We start from the raw sequence: 24,041 nt of genomic DNA on the forward strand, positions 1-24,041 counted from the left end.
GGCCAAAGCATTGTGAAAAATAATGCAAAACGCTGATTTAGCTAGCTGGTGAACAAAATTACAAGAACAAATTACTCGAATTCAAAATTGTTAGCATAATTCTAACTTTTCGCCAATTCCTAGTCAAGCTTTTTGCTATTGTATACCGCATACCGCCAGGCGCGCTAAACCCTACCCCACCTTAATCAATTCATATTCCCTCGAGCCCGCTCCAATTTGTTCAGCGTAGGCAAGCTGACGTGTCCAGTCGATACCCGGGTAAAGCACCCTGAACTTGTCCTCCTCGTGTGCCCTCAGGGCCAGCCGCGAGGTTTCCTCCCCCCTGGTTCGGTTAACGAGATCAACGCAGGCCTGGTCCAAAGCAACGGGATCAACAGAAGCCAGGATGCCGATGTCGCGCACGATCGGCGCATCGCTCCAATTGCAGCAGTCGCAATCCGGGGTGACGTTGTTCAAAAAGGTAATGAAACCAGCTTTTCCCTGTTTCTCCTTTAGCACCCCCCAGGCGTACTCCACGATCTTTTCCTGGATGATGTCGGGTTCCGTTTTCCAGTTGATAGCAATGGCCCCCTGCGGGCAGGTTACGGTGCACTCGCCGCACCCGATGCACAGCTCCTCGTTAATCCTGGCCCGTCCAAGCACCAGCCCGTCGGGAGCGCCGTGGCTCTCCGGGGTTTCTTTCTGGATGGTGATGGCCCCGGCCGGGCACCATTTGATGCACTTCCCGCATGCCTTGCATTTCTCCCCGACCGCCGGCAGGATGTCGGAGTGCATCATCTGTTTGCCGCTGCGTGAACCGAGCCCCATTCCCACGTTCTTAAAGACGCCGCCGAACCCTGTAGCCTCATGCCCCTTAAAATGTGTAACCACAAGCAGGGCATCGGCATGCATCACCGCAGTCCCGATCTTGACCGTTTTAAAGTGCTTAAGACCGATCTCGACGTTCATGTAGTCCTTGCCGGTAAGCCCGTCGGCGATGATGAGCGGCGCCCCGGTAACGGCGTAATCGAAGCCGTGGAGAATGGCCGTCTCCAGGTGGTCCACGGCGTTCGCCCGGTACTTGACGTAGAGCGTGTTGGCGTCGGTGAGAAACGGCTTTCCGCCCGCCTTCTTCGCCATGTCGACCAGTTTGCGGACAAACTGCGGGCGGACGAAAGTCGTGTTGCCCCGTTCCCCGAAATGTACCTTAAGAGCTACGAGATCCCCGGGGCTGACGACCCGCATGATCTTGGCCCTGCGGCATAAAAGCTCAAGCTTGTCGAGCATACTGCGCTTGGGGTTGCTGCGCATGTCTACGAAATATACGGGCGACGCCAAACCAGCCACCTCCGCAATTATTATGGGCGTGTCGTGTTTTACCATTCGCCGTCATCGACACGAACACCTACTTGGCTGTAGGCACTAAGCATTAAGCGCTAGGATTGGGACACAAAAAAGGAAGCCGGGTTCAAACCCGGCTTCCTTAATTCGCGATACCCGACGGCCATTGAACTATTCGGAATCGGCGTCGCTGATTCCTACGAGTCCGACAACCGACTGACGACCGACGATCGATCAGGCAAAATGAAAGGCGCCCATCACCAGCTTGAGCGGAAGACTGTGCAGGAACCTGTTTTTTACCCAGGGTTCGAAGAAGTACAGCGCCCCACCGGTCGGATCCCGTCCGTTAAGGGCGTCTTTGGCGGCCCTTATAGCTTCCGGGGATGCCGGACGGTTGATCCACCCGTTAAGAACGGGTTCAAACTGGACCTTGCCGTGCGACCAGTCATAGATTACCCCGGCGATAGTGTTGGGGAACTTGGGACTGGCCACCCGGTTTAAGACAACGGCCCCTACAGCAACCTTGACCAGGTAAGACTGGTCGTCAGCCTCCGCGGTAATGAGGCGGGCCAGCAGGTCGATGTCGGCCCTGCTGACCGTAAAACCGCGCGTCGCCGCGCTGTTTGGAGCAGCGATTGGAATGACGAGGACTTGTCCAGGCCGTATGACTGTAGTCTTCAACCCGTTGGCCCGCTGAATTGCTGCGGCTGTGACCCCAAACTTCTTGCCGATCGTCGTGAGGTTGTCGCCACGGCGAACGGTGTATTTTGTTAAGCGGTCGGGAACCGTTAGCTTTTGGCCGGGGTAAATGATGTCGCCGCGCAAGCCGTTTAATGACTTAATCTTGGCTACGGTGGTGCCGTAAAGCCTGCTGATGCTGTACAGGGATTCTCCGCGGGAAACAGTGTGGGTAGAGGCAAAAGCCGAGCCGGCGGAAAACAGGAGAATCAAAAAGGCAGCCAATACGGAAAAGAGTCGTTGCAAACCATTCCCCTCCTTCAGCCTCCGGGGTTAGTTGACGGGTTCGGGTAGAGGGCACCCTACCGGATTGGGCCGATCCACCTCCTTGGTCCGGATTCACCCCAAGATATCTCCCCCGTACCCCTGGCATGCAGGGGATTCGGCCTATGTCAGGACAATTATACCTGGTATGGCTGGAGTTGTGGGCATGTAATACATGGGCGTCATGCAAAGCCTAACCCTTTTTGCCCAAGGCTTCCAGGAGTTTGTCCACTACCTGCCAGGCGTTGGCGATCAAAAGCGCGATATCGCGGTCACTCGCGGCATCCACGTGCAGGCCGGCAGCCACGACGGACACCTGCCCCGTGTGCCGGGCGAGATTTTCGGCAACCGGCCTGGCGATCTCGTCGTCTTTATGCCCCACCACGGGGAGAACGGCCACGTTGCAGCTCAGGCGGGCGGGATCGTCCATGCTGGGGCGGGGCAGCCCGACGCACACGGCGCCTATATGCGGCCGCTCCCCTCCGGCAATGGTTACCACCAGCCCGTCGCCTGTCAGGCTGGCCGTGAGCTCGACGCGGTGCCTGCCTTCCCCTGCGCGAAAAGATAACTGCTGCATAGCAACCCTCAACCCCTGGCCAGCTTGCGCAGGTCGCCGACCCGCTTTGTAAAACGAATCTGGTCCAGGTACTCAAGAAGCGGAAGTGCGTATTTGCGGGAGGTCTGGAGGATGTCGCGCACCTCGCCCAGGGAAATCTCGCCGTGGGCCCTGATATGCCCGGCGATGGCTTCCTTGGCCCGTTCCAGCGTCTCCTTATGAATAATAATATCCCCGGGCAGCTTAATTAATTGACCCCGCTGGAGGATGTGGTGCAGGTACTCCGGCGCCTCTTTCTCGGACACCCCCGCCCGGGCGCAGGCCTCGGCCCAAGGCGGCGTCTGGATGCCGGCATCGAGAAACTCCTTGAGTAACAATTCTATTTTTTCCCGGTATTGCCCTGGTATATCCCAATCTCCGTAAGGACGTACGTATTTGTCCAGTACAGTAATCATTTCACGATCAGCCAAGGCGTGCAGAAAGCAATTAAAAACCTTACTGTTGATAGCGGCAAATAGTCGGGAACGGAGTTCCTCTTTGGGAAACCCATCTCTTAACGGATAAGTTTCGCAGTAAGCGGAAACCGTTTCCACGATTCTCTTTTGCCAGCTATCAGCCACTTCCCGATCAAGGAAGAGGATGTGCCCTTCGCAGGGAAACGAAAACACGAGGTCCTGCACATCTAATTCTGCAAGGATTCCGCCTACAGTTTCGCCATCAAGACCCGTAGCCTCTTCTATGTCACGAGAACGCAATGGTACGGCTCGTAGCCGAAGAGTCTGCCTCACGACGTCTTCAGGGCTACCCTTCTCAAGCGTCTCCAATGCTTCGATGATATCATGGCGGTGTCTGCGGTGACGCTTGGGATTGGGGTCAATGACGGTACCGCCCCCGATTGTGTACATCGGCGAATAGGAGCGTAACACAAACCTATCTCCCTTGGCAGCTACGGAGGGTTCCTCGAACACCAGCTGGACGTAAGCCTCTTCCCCCGGAATAATCTCATCACGGTCAAGAACGATGAGCCGCCCCAAAATCTCAGCAGCCCCGAGATAAAAGCGTATCCTTGATCGATTTTTGAGAGGCCGCGGTGCATCGGCAAGGACTTCCACTCTGGCGTCGATACGGTACGAAGCCTGTAAACTGCCCGGCGTGGCCAGGACCTGCCCGCGCCTGACCTCGTTGACTTCCACGCCGACCAGGTTGACGGCCACGCGATGACCGGGTCCGGTCTGGTCAACCTTTTGCTTGTGCACTTGAAGGGAACGGATGCGCGCCTCGTGACCCTCGGGCAGGATTGCAACGGTCTCGCCCACGCGCAGCGTCCCCGTGATAAGGGTTCCGGTGACCACGGTGCCGAAACCTGTCACCGAAAAGGCCCGGTCAATGGGCAGACGGGCAGGGCCACCCGGGTTCTTATCGGGGATCTCGCCGGCAAGCCTGTCGATGGCAGCGATCAGCTCCGGGAAACCCTGCCTGGTCACCGAGGAGACGGCAACCATCGGCGCTTTTTCCAGAACGGTCCCGCGCAAGGCCTTGCTTACGTCCTCACGGACGAGCATCAGCCATTCTTCGTCCACGAGGTCGACCTTGGTCAGGACGACGATGCCCCTCTGGATCTGGAGCAACTCGATGATCTCCAGGTGCTCCTTCGTCTGAGGCATAACACCCTCGTCGGCGGCGATCACGAGAAGGACGATGTCAATACCGCCCACTCCGGCAAGCATGTTCTTGATAAACCGCTCGTGCCCGGGAACATCCACGATCCCGGCCCTTGTCCCGCTGGGCAGATCGAGGTAGGCAAAGCCCAGTTCGATGGAGATCCCGCGTTCCTTTTCCTCGCGCAGACGGTCGGTGTCGATCCCGGTGAGGGCCTTAACCAGCAAAGTCTTCCCATGGTCCACGTGCCCTGCCGTTCCAACGATGACGTAACGCATCAAAGCCCCCCCTTTGTCAGGGCCGTCCTGACGGCGGCAGCCAATTCGGGAATTTCGTCGTCGGTCACCGTCCGCACGTCCAGAAGCAGCGTATCGTCCTGGACGCGCCCGATCACCGGCGGCTCGGCCTCCCGCAAGAGGATGATCAGCCTATCCGCCGAAAAGCCGTAGGGCTGTATAGAGACGACGAAGGTCGGGAGTTCGGCCGTAGGCATCGACCCCCCTCCCACCTGGGAAAAGTCCGGGGCGATCTGGATCTTGGCAAGCTCGTTAACTGCCGAGCCTAATTCTTTTAATAAAAGGCGTGCCCGATCCTGGAGGTCTTCCCTGCGGCTCGTAAGCATGCGCAGGGCCGGAACCGACTGCAAGGCCCGGTCGGGATCCAGGTAGGCCCTCAACGTGGCTTCCAGTCCGGCCAGCGTCAGTTTATCGGGGCGGATGGCCCGCGTGAGCGGGTTTTTCTTCATCTGCGCCACGATAGCGCGCGAGCCTACGATAATTCCGGCCTGGGGACCGCCCAGAAGCTTGTCCCCGCTGAAGGTTACCACGTCGGCGCCCGCCTTGACGGTTTCCTGAACGGTCGGCTCGTAGGGCAGCCCGAAACGGCCCAGGTCGACAAGAAAGCCGCTCCCCAGGTCTGACATTACCGGCAGGCCCGTCTCACGCCCGAGTTCGACCAGTTCCCTGACGCTTGTTTCCTTGGTAAAGCCCACGATGCGGTAGTTTGAGGTATGGACGTGCAGGAGAAGGGCCGTGTCGAGCGTAATCGCCCGGCGGTAGTCCGAGACGTAGGTCTTGTTCGTGGCGCCGACCTCCACCAGCCGTGCACCGCTTTGCGCCATAACCTCGGGAATACGGAAGGAGCCGCCGATCTCGACGAGCTGGCCGCGCGAAACGATAACTTCTTTGCCCTTCGCCAGGGTGCCGAGCGCGAGCAACACGGCGGCGGCGTTGTTGTTGACGACCATCGCGGCCTCGGCCCCGGTAAGCTGCGAGAGGAGTTCCTCAACGAGGAAATAGCGGGAGCCCCGCTTCCCCGTCGCCAGGTCAAACTCAAGGTTCGTGTAGTTGGCGGCAGCGTCCTGGACCGCCTGACGCGCTTCGTCGCTGAGTATGGCCCGGCCGAGGTTGGTATGCAGGACAACGCCGGTGGCGTTGATAACCCGGCGGAGTTTAGGCCGGCCGGCGAGCATAACCTCCCGCATGGCGTCCCTGGTTACGCGTTCAAACATCTCGCTCTTGGCAGGCAGCGGCGTTTCGCCGGGCTCAAGCGATTCCAGGATCGAACGCCGGGCGTGTTCAAGAGCTTGACGGATCGCGCCGACCACCATCTGCCGCGGATACTCCCTGACCTGGGACTCCAGCTCTTTTAGGATTTCGTCTACCGACGGCAGTTGCCTCAGATAATCCTGCCGTTCCAAGGTCATCTCTGCAAACCTCCGTTATCGCACCCATGCGTTCACATTATAGGATGCTTTACCCAAGCAAGACAAGCCACTATCAAGAGCCCGGATCAACCGGCGACCTCCAACACGAGAACGGCCTGCAGGGAGCGTGTCACTTCAGGCTCCGCTGACGGGCACTCGTGGTTCACAACAACCATCCATTTTCCAGGCGCCAGGCTCATTGCGGCTGTTCCGTCCTCCCCCGTTTTGGCGAGGCGCGATATCGGGCGGCCCTCAGCCTGGGCAAAGACTTTACAGTCATTCAACGGGTACCCGTCGTGCTGGACCAGGAGTTCGACTTCGCCGTCGGTGAGCGAGAGCGGGATGATCTCCAGTTCCATGCTGAAGGAACCCGGCCACCGGCTGACCTCCCCGCAGACAACTACGGACTTGGCGAATTTAACGTAATGGACGACGCGCTCGACGTCTACACCGGGGTTGTCCGCTTTCCCGCCCCGGTGAAACCGGCCGTCCCTGTCAACCGACCAGACGCCGTTGTCATACTCGACCATCAGGACATACACGCCCGGCTCGTCGGCCTTGAAGCTGGCGCCTATCTCCTTGTTGGCCGCAACGGCTTCAAGGCCCATTATGTCTCTTCCCGGCACAGCAAGCTGTATTTTCAAGCGCGTCGGGTCGACCGTCCCATCGCGGTCAAAATAGTGGCCGTAAATCACTGTGCAGTTGACAGTCTCCCCCGGTTCCACCCTGGCCGGGCACCGGAGGTATATGTTGTGTGGGGCCATGGTCCGATACCTCCAAACTAGAGTCTCACCTGTAAGTCTTACTTTTTCACGAAACATCTAAGCACAAACCCAACTAAGTATTAAAGTATCGGAGTGTAAGGTATAGGGTGTAGGGTGTAGGGCATAGTGTATCGCTAAAACGTCCTAAGTATCTTGTAGTCGGTCGCGCGCTGGGCCGGGGTGAAACCGGCGTCCTTGATGACGCGGACAATTTCATTCATCGGCACGCGGTAGCTGGCCCCCGCGGCCCGCACGACGTTCTCTTCCAGCATCGTCCCCCCGAAATCGTTGGCGCCGAAGGCCAGAGCGACCTGGGCTATCTTTTCCCCCTGGGTGACCCAGGAAGCCTGGATGTTCGCAAAGTTGTCCAGTACCAGGCGTGCTACGGCAAGCGTCAGCAGGTAGTCGACGGTCGTGGCTGTAGTCACGCCGAGTTCGGTATTGGCCGGCTGGAAGCTCCAAGGAATAAAAGCCGTGAATCCCCCGGTTTCGTCCTGCAGCTCCCGCAGGCGGACCATGTGCTTGACTCGCTCGGCGGGCGTCTCGACAGTGCCGAACATCATCGTGGCCGTGGTGCGCATCCCGATTACGTGAGCCTCGCGCATCACGTTCATCCAGTCCCGCCAGGAATATTTGTGCGGGCTGACCTGGGAACGTACCCGGTCTACAAGGATCTCGGCCCCGCCGCCGGGGAGGGAATCAAGCCCGGCCTCCCTCAATATCTCAAGCACCCTCCTGGTTGAATAGCCGAACTTGCGCGACAGGTGCACGATTTCCGGCGGCGAAAAAGAATGGATCTGAACGTTGTACTCCCGCTTGATGGCCCGCAGCATCCCGGTATAGTAGTCGAGGCCCAGTTCGGGGTGTAGCCCGCCTTGAATCAGCACCTGGGTGCCGCCCAGATCGACCAGCTCCTGGATTTTGGCCAGGATCTCTTCGTAGGTCAGCACGTAAGCTTCCGGATCGCCCTGTTCCCGGAAGAAGGCACAAAAGCGGCAGCGTGACTGGCAGACGTTGGTATAGTTGATGTTACGGTCGATAACAAAGGTAACCAGGCCGCCGGGGTGCTTGCGCTCGCGGATGACGCCCGCAGCTTTGCCGATGGGAATCAGCTGGTCCCGGGCCTCAATGAGCGCCGCCCCCTCGTCCTCGCCAAGCCGCTCTCCGGCAAGGGCCTTGTCCAGAATGGCCTTGATATCAGGCACGCTCTCCCTCCCAGATATCTAATTTCACCCGCTCATCAATCAGGCCGCTTTTGTAGGCATAGTCATAAAAGAGCAGCAGCCCTCGCTGGTAGTCGCGGTCAAAGTCGTGCCGGATCAGGCGGAAATAGTCTTCCAGCACGGCGCGGTCGATGCCGGTCCGGCGGTGGGCCACGTCCAGAAGCGTTGCGGTCTGCAGCGCGCCGAGGTCTCTGGCTTCCAGTAAGGCCCGGCAGACCGCCTGTGTTTCCTCAGGCCTTTCCTCCGCAAACCTGCGCCGGACCATCCAGGTGGCATAGACCATCCTCTCGCCCGTGAACTCCTTCCAGGCCTCGCCCAGGTCGGTAACGTACAGGGGCAGGCGCTGGGCCAGGACGCGCTGGCGGGCGATAATGGCGTTATCCCCGATGATCAAGGCGGCGTCGGCCTGGCTCAGCATGCCGTCAAGGTTATCGGGCTTGGTCTCAAAATCGGCTTCGACATGGTAATAGTGCTGGAACAGTATCTTCAGCAAGACCACCGAGGTCGCCGAGGTATCGGGAAGGCAGACTCTCCTCCCGTCAAGCTCCGTCACCGGAACGCGGCTGAAGAGAAAGATGCTCCCTACCCGGCCGTCCGAACTGACCGAGAGGGGCAGGAGGATGAGCTCTCCCGGGTGCCGCGCGTACTCGATCGACGAGCCCGAAGTGATATCGAGCTCGCCATCCAAAAAAAGCCTGTTCAGCCTGGACGGGACACCCTTGACAAGCTCCACGTCGACCTGGACCTGGCCGGTCTCCAAAGGATAATACACGGGAAGACAGTTCAGGTAATCCACCTGGCCCAACCTGACCCTGGCCACTAAAAGCCCTCCCTGATGACGTTATAAAGCGTGTCGCGCTCAACCGGGATACGCCCTGCCGCCTTGATCTGATTGATAATCTCGTTCTTGGCCATCGCCTGGGCGGTTTCCGCCCCGGCGGAGTGGGTGATCTTTTCCTCTATAACCGTCCCGTCAAAATCGTTGACCCCGAAACTCAGGGAGATCTGGGCTATTTTCGGCCCGATCATGATCCAGAAGGCCTTGATGTGGTCAAAGTTGTCCAGCATCAGGCGGGAGACCGCAAGGACCTTTAGGTCTTCATAACCCGTGGTCCCGGCCGTGACCACCTGCTCCAACTGGGTGTGCCTAGGATGAAAGGCCAGGGGAATAAAAGCCATAAACCCCTTCGTCCGGTCCTGGAGTTCCCGCAGGGCGATCAGGTGGTCGACCCGCTCCTCGATGGTCTCGACGTGCCCGTATAGCATGGTGGCGTTGGTGCGCATGCCGATCCGGTGCGCCGTCTCGTGCACTTCGAGCCACCGTTCGCCGCTGATCTTCTTCGGGCAGACCAACTCCCTGACCCGCGGGGAAAAGACCTCCGCCCCGCCGCCGGGCAGCGAATCCAGCCCGGCCTGGCGCAGGGCCAGCAAGACGTCCTCGATGCTCATGGAGTGTTGCTGCGCCAGGTAGTCTACCTCCACGGCCGTCAGGGCCTGGATAATCACCCCGGGGAGCGCCTCCCTCAACCGGCACATCATTTCAAGATAGTAGTCCAGCGTCAGGTCGGGATGCAGTCCACCGACGATGTGCACCTCGGTGATCCCGAACGGATAAGCCTCCCGGGCCGCGGCCTCGATTTCATCGAGGGTCAGGGCATAAGCCCCTTCACCCCCTTTTTCTTTGCCGAAAGCGCAAAACTTGCACAGGTTCACGCAGATATTGGTCTGGTTGATGTGCCTGTTGACAATAAAAAAGACCCGGTCGCCGTGTTTACGGCGGCGGACCATATCGGCAAGGTAACCTACGGTAAGCAAGTCGTTGCTCTTGAATAAACGTATCCCGTCATTGCGGCTCAGCCGCTCCCCGGCCACGACTTTTTCGACGATGTCCCTCAGGTCGCCCTGTATAAATAAGGCTTGCATTCCGCGCTACACCCACCTTATATACGCCATATACGCCGCTACAAAAAACTTCACATGCTTTGCTTTACTAAGTGCGCTAAGCATTGGCGCTATGCATAAGGGAAATTTCCGTACGAGTGTTACTAACAGCCCGCAGGCGGGCTAGAGCACCGCGAACAGCGTAAAAAAGAACAGGGCTAGACTCAACCCGGCGTTCATATGGAAAAAAGCCACATTCACCCGCGAAAGGTCCGCGGGGTTAACAATAGCATGCTCGTAAAAAAGGATCACAACCGCCAAAGCAACACCGACAAAGTAAAGAGCGCTCATATTCAGGACGATCCCGGCCAGCAGGAACAAAAGCGGCGCCAAGACGTGGAACACCCTGGAGACCTTCAAGGCCGAGCTGATGCCGAAACGCGCCGGGATGGACTTAAGGTTGCTTTTTCGGTCAAAATCCGTGTCCATGCAGGCGTAAATGATGTCAAAACCGGCTACCCAGAAAAGCACGCCCGCCGCGAGCAGTACCGGGGCCAGATCCACTCTGTTGGCGATGGCGATCCAGCTGCCCAGGGGCGCAAACCCGAGGGCGACGCCGAGCCAGATATGGCACGCCCAGGTAAAGCGCTTGGTGTATGAATACCCGACCAGGATGGCCACCACGAGCGGGAAGAACTTAACAGCCAGCGGGCTCAACTGGTAGGCGGCCGCCAAAAGCAGCGCCAGTGAGATCACGACATAAATCCAGACTTCGACCGCCGAGATTAGGCCGGCCGGCAGGGCGCGATTTCTCGTCCGGGGGTTGAGGGCGTCAATATGCCGGTCAATCAGTCGGTTAAGAGACATCGCGGCCGTGCGCGCGCCCACCATGGCCACTGTAATCCAGATCAGGTCGTGGGCCGAAGGGACGTGCTTTTCGGTCAGCAGCGCCCCCATGTAGGCGAACGGCAACGCAAAGATGGTGTGCTCGAACTTGATCATTTCCAAAAAGACGCGCAGTTTCCCGAGGAACTTAGAAACCATAGCTCGACCACTTCCTGTTTACAAGCGCCTTTGTTGCAGCATCCATCACGATGTCCCTCGGCCACTCGCGCGTGTGGCCGTCCAGCGGACCTTTCCGCGTCGCGTCAATACCCATCTTCGAGCCAAAAACGGCGTGGGGGGAAGCGTGATCAAGCACGTCCAGCGGCCCGTCCGCGAAAACCAGGTCGCGCCGGGGATCAATGTTATTGAAGACGCGCCACCAGACCTCTGACATGTTCTGCACGTTGACGTCCTCATCCACAACAATGATGAGTTTGGTGAACATCATCTGGCCCATACCCCACAGCGCGTTCATCACCTTGCGCGACTGACCGGGAAAGTGCTTCTTGATGGAGACCACAACGCAGTTGTGAAAAACGCCTTCCAACGGGAAATTCATATCGACGATCTCCGGCAGCACCATCTGGATCAGCGGCAGGAAAACCCGCTCGGTAACCTTGCCCAGATAGGTATCCTCCATCGGCGGCCGTCCGACCACGATGGTCGGATAGATCGGCTTACGCCGGTGTGTGATGCAGGTGATATGGAAAACCGGATAGTCGTCAGCCAGCGAGTAATACCCGGTATGATCCCCGAAGGGCCCCTCGCGGCGGCGCTCGCCGAGGTCAACGTAGCCTTCCAGGACGATCTCCGCATGCGCGGGAACCTCGATATCCACCGTCTCGCACTTGACCAGCTCGACAGGCTGCTTGCGGATGAACCCGGCCAGCAGGAATTCATCCAGGCCTTTCGGCATCGGCGCCGTGGCGGCATAAATCACGGTAGGGTCGGCCCCGAGCGCCACGGCCACCTCAAGCCGCTGTCCCTTCCTTTCGGCCGTCCGGTAGTGGTCGGCCCCGTCCTTGTGGATGTGCCAGTGCATCCCGGTCGTCCGGTCGTCGAAGACCTGCAGGCGGTACATGCCGACGTTTCTGTGCCCTGTTTCGGGGTCGCGGGTGCAGACCAGCGGCAGGGTAATGAAACGTCCCGCGTCTTCAGGCCAGCATTTAAGAACCGGAAACTTCGCCAGGCTGGGCTTGTCCCTGATGATTACTTCCTTGCAAGGGCCCGTGCGTACCGTTTTAGGCAGGAAAGACGACAGTTCGGCCAGCCTGGGCAAGGCTTTGAGCTTATCGAGAAAAGTAACCGGGAGATCGGTCGGCTGCAGGATACGCACGAGATCCCGGCCGATGTCGTCCAGGCTGTCAACCCCGAGGGCTATCCGGACCCGTTCCTCGGACCCGAAGGCGTTGATCAGCACGGGAATGTCATAGCCCTTTACATTTTCAAACAGAAGCGCCGGTCCTCCCGACTTAACCACCCGGTCGGTAATCTCGGTGATTTCCAGTTCGGCATCGACTTCCACCGTAATCCTTTTGAGGAGCCCCTTTTTCTCCAGGACGTCGATGAATTCCCGCAGGTCCTTAAAGGCCACGCCAATCTCCTCCTAGCAAAACGTTGGCATCCGGCAATAGTCTTCTATTCTTGAACTCCGCTAGCGTAACCTGTAACGTTGGTGTAGGGTGTAAGGTGTAGGATTAATGAAGCAATCTAAACGTATCAGCGGTCTGCAACCTTTGTTCCGACGTGGACCGCCACTACCCCGCCCGTCAGGTTATAGTACGTTACGTCGACCAGCCCGATCTCTTCGAGCAGCGCTTTAAATTCTTCCTGGTTCAAAAAATCAACCTGGGACTTGGCAAGCCAGCTGTACGGCCCGTCCTGCCCGACCCCCAGTTTGCCGATCAGCGGGATCAGGTGGTGAAGGTAAAAGTTATACGCCTGTTTCATCCCGAACATGGTCGGCCTGGAGAAATCCAGGTTCACGACCTTTCCGCCGGGCCGCACCACCCTGGCCATTTCCTTGAAGACCCTGCGGAGATCGGGCATATTGCGCGAAGCCACACCCATGGTAGCACAGTCAAAGGCATTGTCCGCAAAGGGCAGTTCCATGGCGTTCGCCCATTTGAACTCCACGATACCCGAGTACGGGGTTTTGAGCAAGTTTTCCCCAGCCTTTTGGAGCATACTCTCGCAAAAGTCGACGCCGACGACCTTGCCGGTAGGACCGACAATCCTTGCCAGCTCGAAAGACAGCATTCCCGTCCCGCATGCCACGTCGAGGGCTGTCCCGCCTTCCTTCAGCCCGGCCTTCCTGGCCGTGAAACGGCGCCAGTACTTGTCCTGGTTGAAGCTCAAGACGGTATTGAGCAGGTCATACCGGTGGGCGATGGCCGTGAAGGTGCGGTGCACGAACTCCTCTTTCTGGCGGGTGTCGTTAAACTCCACTTGCTTTAACCCCTTTACTCTGGCGTAAGTTCCAGCGGACCTACGCATCCATTATATAAAATAAAAAGCGTGCCAGGATATTCCTAAGATCGTGTGTATATTCTCGATGGCCGACCCGCTTCCCTCTTGCCACCGGTCGCAAATCCCCGCGGCACGCGTTTACAAACAAAAGACCCTGCAGATGCCTACCCGTGTGTGTTCTGCAGGGTCCTCACTTCACGCTAAAATCCTTTGCAGGATTGGTACTAATAAATATCCCCCCTATTGATTTACTGCCTTCAGTTCCATGCTGTCGGGCATGATGCCCCGGACGGTCTCCTGGGCTTTGACGTGGCTGGCCTTAAAATGCTGCGTCAGGTAATTGCACGCGTCCCATGGATCGACCTTGTCGCCGCACGTAAAGACGTCGACTGCCGCGTAACCGAGTTCCGGCCAGGTATGGATGGTTAGATGGGATTCCGAGATAACTACTACACCGCTTACCCCCTGGGGGCTGAACTTGTGGAAGACGTATTCGCGAACCTCGGCTCCGGCTGCCAGAGCAGCTTTGACCATTGTCTTTTCCACATTCTTCACATCGTTTAGAGCGTCAAAATCACAACCGTAAATTTCAGCCAGGATGTGGCGCCCCAAAGGCTTCATTGACATTATCTCCCCCTTTTTCACTTATATTGCCCGGCGCAACAGATTGCCAGGATTGGCTAATTCCAGCCAAATTCAATTGTAGCATAACTCCATGCAATGTCAACAAAATTTTAGGTCTAGCTTAACGGGCAACCATATTCATTAAGTTGCCGATGTTTTCGATTTCTACCTCTATCTTGTCCCCCGGCTGCATCGGCCCTACGCCGCTGGGAGTACCGGTAAGAATAACGTCCCCGGGCAACAAGGTCATTATCCGGGAGACAAAGCTCAGCAGGTGAAACGGGTTGAACAGCATCCGGCCGGTGGACGAACACTGCCTGGTCTGACCGTTCAGGCGGGCTTCAATCCTGAGCCGGCCGGGGTCCAGTCCTGAAACAATGTATGGCCCCAGGGGACAAAATGTGTCAAAAGACTTCGCCCTGGTCCACTGCCCGTCCTTTCTTTGCAAATCGCGGGCGGTGACATCGTTGGCGCAGGTGTACCCGAAGACGTAATCCTGTGCTTGCGCCTCGCCGACCATCCTCGCCTTGCCACCGACGATCACGGCCAGTTCGGCTTCGAAATCCAGCCGGCCGACGCCCTCGGGATAAATGATGTCGGCACCGGGCCCAATAACCGAGGTAGGCGGCTTTAGAAAAATCACCGGCTCGGACGGAGCCTCGTTGTTGAACTCGGCGATGTGGTCCAGGTAGTTTAAGCCCACGCAGACAATCTTGGCAGGTTCCGCGGGCGCCAGGGGCTGCAGCCCGGCGACGGGGACGACCGTCCCGATCCGCTTCCCGCCCAGCCATGGCTCTCCTGTCAGGGGCAGGGCGTTCTTTCCCTCCACCGCCGCGTAGAAGACCCTGCCCGTGTCGTCCTTAAAACGCGCGTACCTATCCATCCTCGTCCTCCAAAAAGTAATACAGGAGCGGGGGCGCGCCGAAGATCATCGTGGTTGCCGCGGCAACAATACCGGAATCATTGGCGACAAGCGCGACGATACTGCCGAGGACAATCCCCACCGAACCCTTGAAAAGCAGCGGATGGTTCCTCTGCAGGTCCTGCATCCTCCCCAGCGGCCTGAAAAACAGGAACACGAAAGCCGCCAGGCTGGCCAGGAAGACCCGGGACCAGATGGTATAGCGGAAAAGCTTGTAATTCATGCTCACCTTTCGGGCGACAAGGTCGGACCCTTGCCGGAACACTTCGGCGATACCGCCTTCAAAAGCCAGCCGCGCCGCCCGGCCGATGTGCGATTGCTGCTCCGCCGGGCGGGAGGCGTCAAAAACAGCCGTAGCCGTCAGCAGGATCAAAAGGACGGCCAGGCCGCCCAAAACGATTCGCGCGGTGAAGCGCACGCCGAGGAACAGTAAAAGCGTAACCAAAAACGCTATTGCGGCGGTGATCGTGCCTCCCCAATTGGCTCCCAGCCCCGGATGAGCATTGGCAAAGAGGGTCAGCGCGAAAAACAGGGCCACCAACAGCAGACCGCCCGGCCGGTGCCGGCTGAGGCTGAGGAAAGAGGCGGCGGCAAGGATGGTGCTGCCGGTCAGGATGCCCATGTATTCGTTACCCAATCCGTAGTACCTTGCCCCGCCGCTGGGATCGTAACTGAGGATGGCGAACTTCTGCAGCACCGAACCCGAAAACAGGTCCCCGATAATGACCCCGGCCGTCAGCAAAGATATAAACAAGAAGGCCTTAATGGGGTTGCGCTGCCCCAGAAGGATGGTGGTCCCGGCGATGACGGCCATGGCCAGAACCAGTATCGTTATCAGGGACCCGGCCGACCTGTAAGGGAAGGCCGCTGTCAGCAGGACGGATACGGGGAAGGCCATAATCGCCAGGAGCACGGGGCGAAGGAAAAACCTGTCGGCGATGCGCAGACCCCGGGCAAGGATACTCAAGATAAACAAGGAAACAATGATAATCTGCAGCACCATATAGGTTTTGATCATCGGAACCCTTATCTGATGGTTTAGAACGATCTGGTGGTTAAGCTGCTCCAGGCGCTCCAAAGCATCCGGTTGTCCGATGGACGACATCGCCCGCCCATGCATTTCGCGTGAAGGATTCAATCCAAGATGGGCTAAAACAGTGGGGGCAAGGTCGATGTTCTGAACGACTCCTTCCCGGCGTGTCGCCGGCGAGGTGAGCAGTCCTTCACCGAAACCGGAGCCGGCAATCACCACCTGGGTTAACGTTTTATCGTCGATAATCGCTTCGGTAGATGGCGTGGGGGTTACAACGATCAGCAGATCCCTGTCCGGCTTGAGTTCCTTGTAGATGGCGGCAAGCAAACCGTCCACCCTCTCCAGCGCGGCTTTTTTTTGCTGTTCGAGCACAGAGGGCAGTACATCCTTCCGCGCTTCATCGAGACGGGACAGATCGCCCGTTTCGATAACAACCAGGCTGCTGTCGGCAAACTTGCGGAACGAGTCGAAAATCACGTCGTAGTTCGTTCGGTAGGCCCCCGGGAAAGAGGAATCAAACAGCAGCATTTTGCGGCTGACATCACCGCAATCAACGATGCCCCGGCTGTCCATCGCCAGCGTCACGGCGTGCCGCCGGTACACCCCGTTCCAGTCGGCGTTGCCGATCACACAGGTGGTCAGGCCGTTTTGATGCAATACCGACCCAAGGGCACCGGGAAGAGCGTCGTAACGAAGGTTCTCGGTTTCCCGGATGATCCTGGCGATGCCCAGGTGGACAACGTTCGTTGCCTTGGCTTCAAAACCCGTAAGCCGCTTGAACCCCTCCAGTGCAGGCTCATCCCCCCACGGTTCAAGGGCATTGTAAGCTTTGAACCCTCCCTCCGTAGCGATGATCCTGCTGCTTGCCCCAATAGTCGCGTGGGTGTTCTCAACGTTACGGATGCCTCCTGTGTTGGTATTAAGCAAGCCCCAAGAAGCAGGAATTTCCTGCAGGGTGTGAAGTTGTTTATAGTCCTCAAGGGTGGCGCGATCAAGAACGACCATGACAACCCTGCCCCTGTCACCGGCCGCGACGGCCTGGGGGGCCCATGCGCCCGTAACAAGTGCCAGGACCATAACCGGAACCAGCAGATAACGTAATACGGACAATAAATAAACCTCCCCTGACTGGCACTAGGCACTAGGCACTAAGCTATAAGCTTTGAGATATTGACCTCTGACTACCGACTACGTTGAGCACTCAGCAACTCGTTATATACGCTGATTGTACGGGTCAGCATTTGCTCCTCGCTGAACTCCCGGGCGGCCCTTTCTCGGCCCGCAGTGCCGAACCTCCCGGCCGTTTCCGGGTGCTGCAGAAGCATGGCCAAGCCCCCGGCCAGCGCCCCGGCGTCGCCCGGCGGAACCAGGAGACCGGTTGTCCCATGGGCTACAGCCTCGGGCACCCCGCCCACCGACGTCGCCACCACGGGAAGCCCCGTAGCCATGGCTTCGAGAACAATCAGCGGCAGTCCTTCCGTGATCGAAGGCAGGGCGAATAGGTCAAAGGCAGACAGCACAGCCGGGATGTCGTTGCGGTACCCCGGCATGATCGCCTCGACCCCGCACCTTGATGCTTCCTCTTCGAGTTCGGGGCGCAGGGGCCCGTCCCCCACAATTACCAGGCGCGTGCGGGTAAATCCTTCCGCGTTAAGCATGGCCGCCGCCTGGATCAGGTACTTTAACCCCTTCTGCACCGCGAACCGGGCGACCGTACCGATTACCGTTTCCTCATCGGCGATGCCCAGCTCGGACCTGACCCTTTGACGAGCCTCCCTGTCGGGCTTAAAGAAGGAAAGCCTGATGCCGTTATGAATAACGGTCACCTTGCCTGCCGGAACACCCTGGACTTCGGCCAATTCCCTCTTTAACGCATCCGACACGGTGATGATGCTGTCGGTATACCCGGCCAGCCACCTTTCGATACGGGCAAAAAGACGGTTTTTCCACGTTGGCCAGTGTTCGTAAAAGATGGAATTGTGTACCGTAAACACACAGCGGGTTTTTGTCAGGCGGGCAGCCATCCTGCCCACCAGAGCGGCCTTGGAGCCGTGCGCGTGCACAAGGTTTACACCGTATTGCCTGATGAAGGTGGACAGCATCCCGACGCATCGCCAATCGGCGACCGGAGACAGTTCCCCGGCGAGCGGGATGGTAAAAACGGCCGCTCCCGCCCGCTCGAGTTTATGGGCCATCTCCTCCGTGGGGCAAGCTGCGTAAACCCTGAAGCCGCTACGGGAAGCGCATTCCGCCAGGGCCAGGACGTGGTTCCTCATCCCTCCGGCAGCTGGACGGACGACGTATAAAATCGAAGGTTGCATTTCTCTCACCAAGTGTATGTTTCGAAAATGAAGATTCGCGGCCCAAAAGGAAAAGCCTTCCGGCGAGGAAGGCTTTGGACGCGTAATTTCGAAACCCTTTATCTAGTGTTCCCTGATGGCCTCGGTCGGGCAACTCTCCACAGCTTCGTGGGCACAGTCCTCCAGGTCTTCACGAAGGTCGTCCTGGGTCGTGGCCACGGCCTTATCCTCATCGTTCCAGTCGAAGATCTCCGGGCAGGTATCGATACAAGCCCCGCAACTGATGCAGAGTTCGGGATCAACTTCCACTCGCATATCGTTCAACCTCCAAACTAGATTAGTCCCGGACTAAACGCTAGTTTGGCTTAAGGCCATCCAAACTATACAGGCGCAAAAAAGATTGGCAGCGGAAGTTGATCACGGCGCGTGGATCATTTTGCGGGTCACGCCCCTCGGTTGGCTGGGATTGTTTTCGCTAATTCGTTAGTTCTTCGGCTAGACGCTTCCGCACTAACTTAAACAACTCCCCGTCTTCGTTGCCATCAGCAGGGAATGTCGCCATAGCCAGATACCACTTTTCTTTGTCTAGTGTACTAAACCAGGTCTTCAGTTTTCCTGCCACCACTTCGGCGCCACTGTTATCTGTTAACGGCAAGACAATTCCCAGTACGCTGGGACCAAACGGTAAGACAGTGTCTATCTCCCGCAATTTCTGCCGGATGACCTTCGCTGCTTTGGAAGTTTGATCATAGGAGGCTTGCCCCCGCTGCGCCAAGATGAGAGTCAGCGATGTCTTCCCCCGCCTAGCTCTTTCTATTTCCTGTCTTAGAATCTTATGAAAGTCTTGGCTCAGTTTAGCTTCGTCTCTTCGGAACGGATTCATAAGCTTCTCCACGCGTTGGATGAGCTGTTCCACTTTGAATGGTTTTCTGATAAAATCAGCGGCACCCAATTGTAGCGCCTGCTTGATCGTAGAAACACTGCTATCCACACTTACTATCACGACTGGTACCTCGGCATAACCAGGAATACTTCGTAAGCTTTTTAAAATTTCTAACCCGCTCATTTCCGTCAGAATAACGTCCAAAATCACAAGACTAAAGGTCTCCGGTAACCGCCTTCTTATTTCGGCAAGTGCTTCTTCACCACTGCCGAGTACCGTTGCCTGGTAGCCTCTGGCATCAAAAGCGTTCTTTATTGTGAGCCTTAGCAGCAGAGAATCGTCAACAACAAGTATTTCCTTACTACTCACAGAAACCGCACCTCCGCAGTTCCTTCGACTCACCGTTACTTTGCTTCATCGTCTTCAGAAAAGAATTCCCTGTTAATCATAACATCGCCGATCTGATTAAAAAAGGTTTAGTAATTAATTATAATAAAACCCGCGGGCTCAGTGCCGGCGGGCATCCACATTCCTCTTTTGTTTGATGTCTTGTCAGATTATCTGGCAGAATAGTTCCGGAAACTTACGCGAGTATAGCAGCCCGTCAGTGTGTCAATAACGCCGGGCCGCAAACTGACCCCCGCAGAGTCACTCGCTCTCTCCAGCAAGGCATACCTTCTCAGCCACAACCATCGGTTTTCCGTCTTTCTTGGCGGCTGTGGAGGCAAGACTGGCCATGTTAATAAGATCGCTTACGGTGTAGATTTCGTTTCCTGCCCGGCGCACGTCCTGCCGCCGTCCCCCTGCCACGCCGGCCGACCCGGTCACTTTCACGCCTTCCGGCCAGCTTTCTGTCTGAAGCGCAGTAACCATGCGTATTGCAAGCTCTCTAGCTTCGTCCAAGGACCTGGTGGTTAACACGGCGAACTCATCTCCCGCATAACGGGAGAGGTAGTCCACGCCGTTCGCCATAAGGCTTTTTAGTCTCTTCGCCACCAGCACCAAAATTTCATCGCCGAAAACGTGCCCGTATTCTTTATCAATGGTACCAAAATCGTCGAGATCGAGGAAAACGATAGCAATCTCTCTTCCCTGCTTAACCAATTCTGACGCTTTTCTCTGCAGAAACTCCGCCCGTTCCAGGCCTGTCAGGCTGTCAACATGTTTGCCAATTTCACTGTGAAGGCGCGACTTCGTCACGATGCCCAGGGGTGCATCCCGTTCCACCACAACAAGGCGCTCGATGCCATGTCGCTCCAAGAGTTCTTTGGCCTCCCATAAGGAATTCCCCGGTGCAACGGTCACCACTTCCCCACTCATGACATCGGCTACCAGCCTGTTGGGATGAGCATTCCTAACATCCCGGGAAGTGACGATGCCGATAAGACGGCCTTCATCCACAACCGGCAGACATCCGATTCTCCTCTGCTCCATCAACTCTACAGCCGCCTGCACAGACCGGTCAGACGAAACAATAACCAACGGTTGGCTCATAATGTCTTGGACTTGCACTACAGTTCCACCGCCCGAGACACGTAGATCACAACGTCAACCTGTACTTTAACAATCGTGTTCTCGGCCGCCACCCTTTCTCCTTCTTCTAAGATGATTGGCAGGAGTTTCTCCTCGGGAAGGATTTTAAGTAAAGACTTCTTCACGACCACGGCCTCGAATAACGGATGCTGCAAGCGAATAATCTCGTACTGTTCCGGGGAAAGCGCATCCACCATCCTTCTTACCGCTTCAGGGCCTATTGGTGCTTTTCTTCCCACCAGAAGCACGTCTCGCATTGGCGGGAACTCAAATTCCGACAGCTTCAGGACTATCTCGCCCCTTCTAGTCGGCTCCGAGAATGAGCTTTGTTTGCCTTCCTTCGCACCCATTACTTTAACCCCCTATGGAGACTAAAAGCACGCATCAAACGACTCTTCATACGTAAACAAAGGCTTGTCTCGCGGCTAGAGTATTTACCGGGTCGCAAAAAAATAAACGTTCTCCATATCATTGATTTCGGTCAGAAATAATCAAGCTTAAGTGGATAAGAGTTCGGTAAAATAGATAAATATTCCTGCCGGCAAGATAATTCCCTTGTTCCAATCAATTCTCGTTTTTCACTGGACTTTTTGCACGGTACACTTGCTCACCGCCTCTCGTAGTTTTCTACGTGAATATGAACCCTCGGGATGTATATACGTATATACGTATATACGTTATTGTTACCGATCGCTCGCCTTAAAAGCGACGGGTGGTTCCTTACGGAACCCTAACTTGGCCTTCCCTCAAAAACCAAAAACCGCGGAGCCACTGTTATCAAGGCTTCGCGGGTCGTTTACTGGTCGGAGCGACAGGACTTGAACCTGCGGCCTCTACCACCCCAAGGTAGCGCTCTAGCCAAACTGAGCTACGCCCCGTTCGTAATTGATGCATTTTTTATAATACCAAAGCACGCGCCCGAAGTCAAGTAACCCCGCCGTGCGGCGTTCTTTGACTAATCAGCCGGTGACAGATACTTTCTTAAATCGCTCCAGTGGTACAGCACCCCGTCGGCGTCCACCTCGTTGAGGTCGGGGCCGCTGGTTATTCCCCAGGCCACGGCCAGGGTCATAACCCCGGCCCTGCGCCCGGCCACAAAATCAAAGCTGCTGTCGCCGATGAAAACGGCCTGGTCAACCGATGAGCGCAGGAGATCAAGAGCCTTGAAAACGGGTTCCGGTTCGGGTTTGGGCTTGCGGACGTCGTCGACCGCGACGAGCGCATTGACAAAGGGCTCCAGCGAGCAGCAGCTTATCGCTCTTTCAGCTACCTTCCGGGTCTTGGAGGTGACCACTCCGATCTTGTAACCGCTTTCGGCAAGCCCTGACAAAAGTCTTAGGGTGCCGGGATAAGGACGCGTGCGGGTGTCATGCTCCAGGCCGTAATAATACTGGTAGAGGCGGAAGAACTCCTGGTGTCTTTCCCCCGCATAGTGCCTGGCTATGTCGCGCAACGGCACGCCGATAAAAGACATGACCTCTCCCCCGCGCCAGGGAATCCCCATCGACTGAAAGACCTTTTGGTAAGTGTCGCGGATCAACGGCAGGGTATCCACAAGGGTACCGTCGAGGTCGAAGAGCACGGTATTGACAGGCACGGTTTTTTCGCTCCTTCAAGAGAGTGCACTTCCAGAATAACTCATAAAGGATGTCCATGTCAGGTGCCAAATACCGTCAGAAATAGAACACCCCCGGTGAACGGCCTGTTGAAAAACCGAGGGCTGTTCAAAAACAAGCATGGCGCGGAAGGCGAAGCCGGCCAGCGCGGAGCGTACTGGGGTGGTACGTGAGCACTGGCCGGCAAGCCTGACAAAGCCAGGCGAAGTTTTTCAACAGCCCCGTGAACCGGGGGTGTCTATGAAACTATAGCGCTTACTTCTGGCCTTCCTGGATCTTCTTGAGCATTTCGGGAGTGATGTCTTCGTAGGCGCCCTTCTTGATCTCGACCTTCTCGGCGGTCTTGTAGTACTCCTTGAGGATCTCGATGACTTCCGGACGGCCGAATTCCTTCGGGAGCTCTTCCCCTTCCTGCATCGCCCGGCGGAACTGGGTGCCGGAAACGACGACGCGGTCTTCCTTGGAGTGCGGGCAGGTCATCAGGGAGGCCATGCTCTCGCACTTGTAGCAGTAGAAGGTCCAGTTGATCTTCATCGGCTTTAGTTCGAGGGCTCCCGGCCATAGCTGGTCAAAGATAACCTGAGCGTCAAACGGGCCGTAGTAGCTGCCGACACCGGCGTGGTCGCGGCCGACGATCAGATAGCGGCAGCCCCAGTTCTGGCGGAAAACGGCGTGCAGTAGAGCCTCACGCGGGCCGCCGTAGCGCATTTCCATCGGGTAAACGCCGAGCTGGATTCTTTCCTGCGGGAAATAGTTCGTCACCAAGGCTTCGTAGCACTTTACGCGGACCTCGCCCGGGATGTCGCCCTTCTTGAGGGCGCCGACGATGGCGTGAATGAAGCAGCCGTCCACAAGGCCGGACTCCATGGCAAACTTGCAGAGGTACTCATGCGAACGGTGCATGGGGTTGCGGGTCTGGAAAGCGACGACGCTGCTCCAGCCCTTTTCCTCAAAGATCTTCCGGGTCTCATCGGGGTAGGTGTAGTAGAGCGGGTATTTCGCCTTATACTTGCCCTCGTTCAGGGCCTTGACCTTGCCGCCCAGGTTGTATTCGCCCTGAGCCATAACTTTAGCAACGCCAGGGTGGCCTTCAGCGTCCAGGGTCTTGTAGACTTCGTTGCACTCGGCTTCCTTGTCGATCTGGTAGATGTCCTCGACCAGCATGGTGGCGTAAAGTTCGCCGGATTCCTTGTCATAGAGGGCGACCTCGCTGCCTTCCTTAATACCGGCGGCCTGGAGATCGTTGGCGGAGATGGACAGGGTCACGGGCATCGGCCACATCGTGCCGTCGGGAAGCTTCAGGTCGTAGACGCAGCCCTTCCAGGCATCGCGGTTCATGAATCCTTCCAGCGGAGTAAAAGCGCCGGTACCGAGCATCAGGATGTCGGAGGTTTCCCTCGAGGTCATGTAGACCTTCGGGAGTTCGGCAGCCCTTTTGATCTCTTCTTCGCGGGCGGCACCTTGAAGGAATAGCGGCATGAGCACCTTTTTAGGGCCATGTGGATTTGGAAGCGCCATGTGTTGTTTCCCCTCCTAAAAGTTAAATGTGTGATTGTGATTTAGGGAACTTGTTTGTTCCCCTACAAACGCTCGTTCTGACGTTCACTATACCAAAGACCGCTAAATCAGTCAAGAATCTTTTGGACAAACACAACATCCCTTACCT

General features: G+C 57.0%; 22 protein-coding genes, 1 tRNA gene and 1 riboswitch. All 23 genes read right to left on the reverse strand.

Features of this window, described 5'->3' with window-relative positions; translation table 11 throughout:
- Positions 1–171 precede the first annotated feature (171 nt).
- The 23 genes from ACUM6F_RS08185 to sat all read right to left on the reverse strand — a co-directional run bounded on the left by ACUM6F_RS08185 (position 172) and on the right by sat (position 23,893).
- Positions 172–1,317: a DUF362 domain-containing protein gene (locus tag ACUM6F_RS08185; RefSeq protein WP_425621837.1), complete on the reverse strand. Its 1,146-nt coding sequence runs from the start codon at positions 1,315–1,317 to the stop codon at positions 172–174.
- Positions 1,318–1,554: 237 nt separating this feature from the next.
- Positions 1,555–2,304 (reverse strand): cell wall hydrolase, encoded by a 750-nt coding sequence (locus ACUM6F_RS08190; RefSeq protein WP_425621838.1) that lies wholly within the window; start codon positions 2,302–2,304, stop codon positions 1,555–1,557.
- 2 nt (positions 2,305–2,306) lie between these two features.
- A riboswitch (cyclic di-AMP (ydaO/yuaA leader) is annotated at positions 2,307–2,456 on the reverse strand.
- A 59-nt stretch (positions 2,457–2,515) separates the two neighbouring features.
- Entirely contained in the window at positions 2,516–2,899 is a 384-nt protein-coding gene (gene lpdD / locus ACUM6F_RS08195) for a prenylated flavin chaperone LpdD (RefSeq protein ID WP_445348935.1), read from the reverse strand.
- An 8-nt stretch (positions 2,900–2,907) separates the two neighbouring features.
- On the reverse strand, positions 2,908–4,815 hold the full coding sequence (gene selB / locus ACUM6F_RS08200; protein WP_425621840.1) for a selenocysteine-specific translation elongation factor: 1,908 nt from the start codon (positions 4,813–4,815) through the stop codon (positions 2,908–2,910).
- On the reverse strand, positions 4,815–6,242 hold the full coding sequence (gene selA, locus ACUM6F_RS08205; RefSeq protein ID WP_445348936.1) for an L-seryl-tRNA(Sec) selenium transferase: 1,428 nt from the start codon (positions 6,240–6,242) through the stop codon (positions 4,815–4,817). The genes selB and selA overlap by 1 nt, the downstream gene beginning before the upstream one ends.
- Positions 6,243–6,328: 86 nt before the next feature.
- A complete protein-coding gene (locus ACUM6F_RS08210; RefSeq protein WP_445348937.1) occupies positions 6,329–7,006 on the reverse strand; it encodes a DUF4198 domain-containing protein in 678 nt (225 codons plus the stop codon).
- Positions 7,007–7,140: 134 nt separating this feature from the next.
- Entirely contained in the window at positions 7,141–8,211 is a 1,071-nt protein-coding gene (mqnC, locus tag ACUM6F_RS08215) for a cyclic dehypoxanthinyl futalosine synthase (protein WP_425621843.1), read from the reverse strand.
- Positions 8,204–9,049 (reverse strand): menaquinone biosynthetic enzyme MqnA/MqnD family protein, encoded by an 846-nt coding sequence (locus ACUM6F_RS08220; protein ID WP_445348938.1) that lies wholly within the window; start codon positions 9,047–9,049, stop codon positions 8,204–8,206. Before ACUM6F_RS08220 ends, mqnC begins: the two co-directional genes overlap by 8 nt.
- Entirely contained in the window at positions 9,049–10,152 is a 1,104-nt protein-coding gene (gene mqnE / locus ACUM6F_RS08225; RefSeq protein ID WP_445348939.1) for an aminofutalosine synthase MqnE, read from the reverse strand. The genes ACUM6F_RS08220 and mqnE overlap by 1 nt, the downstream gene beginning before the upstream one ends.
- Before the next feature lie 141 nt (positions 10,153–10,293).
- A complete protein-coding gene (locus tag ACUM6F_RS08230) occupies positions 10,294–11,154 on the reverse strand; it encodes a UbiA-like polyprenyltransferase (protein WP_425621846.1) in 861 nt (286 codons plus the stop codon).
- Positions 11,144–12,589 (reverse strand): menaquinone biosynthesis decarboxylase, encoded by a 1,446-nt coding sequence (locus ACUM6F_RS08235; protein ID WP_445348940.1) that lies wholly within the window; start codon positions 12,587–12,589, stop codon positions 11,144–11,146. The genes ACUM6F_RS08230 and ACUM6F_RS08235 overlap by 11 nt, the downstream gene beginning before the upstream one ends.
- A gap of 125 nt (positions 12,590–12,714) precedes the next feature.
- Positions 12,715–13,443 carry a demethylmenaquinone methyltransferase gene (locus ACUM6F_RS08240; protein ID WP_425621848.1) on the reverse strand — a complete coding sequence of 243 codons (729 nt, stop codon included), beginning with the start codon at positions 13,441–13,443 and terminating at the stop codon, positions 12,715–12,717.
- A 261-nt stretch (positions 13,444–13,704) separates the two neighbouring features.
- The gene (speD, locus tag ACUM6F_RS08245) at positions 13,705–14,085 is read right to left on the reverse strand and encodes an adenosylmethionine decarboxylase (RefSeq protein ID WP_425621849.1); all 381 of its coding nucleotides are present in this window, start codon (positions 14,083–14,085) and stop codon (positions 13,705–13,707) included.
- A gap of 124 nt (positions 14,086–14,209) precedes the next feature.
- Positions 14,210–14,971: a fumarylacetoacetate hydrolase family protein gene (locus tag ACUM6F_RS08250; protein ID WP_445348941.1), complete on the reverse strand. Its 762-nt coding sequence runs from the start codon at positions 14,969–14,971 to the stop codon at positions 14,210–14,212.
- Positions 14,964–17,153 (reverse strand): hypothetical protein, encoded by a 2,190-nt coding sequence (locus ACUM6F_RS08255; protein WP_425621851.1) that lies wholly within the window; start codon positions 17,151–17,153, stop codon positions 14,964–14,966. The genes ACUM6F_RS08250 and ACUM6F_RS08255 overlap by 8 nt, the downstream gene beginning before the upstream one ends.
- A 71-nt stretch (positions 17,154–17,224) precedes the next feature.
- Positions 17,225–18,319, reverse strand: coding sequence for a glycosyltransferase family 4 protein (locus ACUM6F_RS08260; RefSeq protein WP_445348942.1), 1,095 nt, complete (start codon positions 18,317–18,319; stop codon positions 17,225–17,227).
- A 147-nt stretch (positions 18,320–18,466) separates the two neighbouring features.
- Positions 18,467–18,658 (reverse strand): ferredoxin, encoded by a 192-nt coding sequence (locus ACUM6F_RS08265; RefSeq protein WP_425621853.1) that lies wholly within the window; start codon positions 18,656–18,658, stop codon positions 18,467–18,469.
- Between the two features lie 160 nt (positions 18,659–18,818).
- Positions 18,819–19,595: a response regulator gene (locus ACUM6F_RS08270; protein ID WP_425621854.1), complete on the reverse strand. Its 777-nt coding sequence runs from the start codon at positions 19,593–19,595 to the stop codon at positions 18,819–18,821.
- A gap of 279 nt (positions 19,596–19,874) precedes the next feature.
- Positions 19,875–20,720 (reverse strand): GGDEF domain-containing protein, encoded by an 846-nt coding sequence (locus ACUM6F_RS08275; RefSeq protein ID WP_425622130.1) that lies wholly within the window; start codon positions 20,718–20,720, stop codon positions 19,875–19,877.
- A gap of 17 nt (positions 20,721–20,737) precedes the next feature.
- Positions 20,738–21,109: a hypothetical protein gene (locus tag ACUM6F_RS08280; protein WP_425621855.1), complete on the reverse strand. Its 372-nt coding sequence runs from the start codon at positions 21,107–21,109 to the stop codon at positions 20,738–20,740.
- 450 nt (positions 21,110–21,559) lie between these two features.
- Positions 21,560–21,637, reverse strand: a tRNA-Pro gene (locus tag ACUM6F_RS08285).
- A 77-nt stretch (positions 21,638–21,714) separates the two neighbouring features.
- The gene (locus tag ACUM6F_RS08290) at positions 21,715–22,356 is read right to left on the reverse strand and encodes an HAD hydrolase-like protein (RefSeq protein WP_425621856.1); all 642 of its coding nucleotides are present in this window, start codon (positions 22,354–22,356) and stop codon (positions 21,715–21,717) included.
- Positions 22,357–22,630: 274 nt separating this feature from the next.
- On the reverse strand, positions 22,631–23,893 hold the full coding sequence (sat, locus tag ACUM6F_RS08295) for a sulfate adenylyltransferase (protein WP_425621857.1): 1,263 nt from the start codon (positions 23,891–23,893) through the stop codon (positions 22,631–22,633).
- Positions 23,894–24,041 lie beyond the last annotated feature (148 nt).

It is taken from the genome of Desulforudis sp. DRI-14 (assembly GCF_052618305.1).

Bases quoted from the DNA above. Each gene is read 5' to 3' on its own strand.
- lpdD (WP_445348935.1), bottom strand. From the start codon at position 2,899: ATGCAGCAGTTATCTTTTCGCGCAGGGGAAGGCAGGCACCGCGTCGAG.
- selB (WP_425621840.1), bottom strand. From the start codon at position 4,815: ATGCGTTACGTCATCGTTGGAACGGCAGGGCACGTGGACCATGGGAAG.
- selA (WP_445348936.1), bottom strand. From the start codon at position 6,242: ATGACCTTGGAACGGCAGGATTATCTGAGGCAACTGCCGTCGGTAGAC.
- ACUM6F_RS08210 (WP_445348937.1), bottom strand. From the start codon at position 7,006: ATGGCCCCACACAACATATACCTCCGGTGCCCGGCCAGGGTGGAACCG.
- mqnE (WP_445348939.1), bottom strand. From the start codon at position 10,152: ATGCAAGCCTTATTTATACAGGGCGACCTGAGGGACATCGTCGAAAAA.
- ACUM6F_RS08230 (WP_425621846.1), bottom strand. From the start codon at position 11,154: ATGGTTTCTAAGTTCCTCGGGAAACTGCGCGTCTTTTTGGAAATGATC.
- speD (WP_425621849.1), bottom strand. From the start codon at position 14,085: ATGAAGCCTTTGGGGCGCCACATCCTGGCTGAAATTTACGGTTGTGAT.
- ACUM6F_RS08250 (WP_445348941.1), bottom strand. From the start codon at position 14,971: ATGGATAGGTACGCGCGTTTTAAGGACGACACGGGCAGGGTCTTCTAC.
- ACUM6F_RS08260 (WP_445348942.1), bottom strand. From the start codon at position 18,319: ATGAGGAACCACGTCCTGGCCCTGGCGGAATGCGCTTCCCGTAGCGGC.
- ACUM6F_RS08265 (WP_425621853.1), bottom strand. From the start codon at position 18,658: ATGCGAGTGGAAGTTGATCCCGAACTCTGCATCAGTTGCGGGGCTTGT.
- ACUM6F_RS08275 (WP_425622130.1), bottom strand. From the start codon at position 20,720: ATGAGCCAACCGTTGGTTATTGTTTCGTCTGACCGGTCTGTGCAGGCG.
- ACUM6F_RS08280 (WP_425621855.1), bottom strand. From the start codon at position 21,109: ATGGGTGCGAAGGAAGGCAAACAAAGCTCATTCTCGGAGCCGACTAGA.
- sat (WP_425621857.1), bottom strand. From the start codon at position 23,893: ATGGCGCTTCCAAATCCACATGGCCCTAAAAAGGTGCTCATGCCGCTA.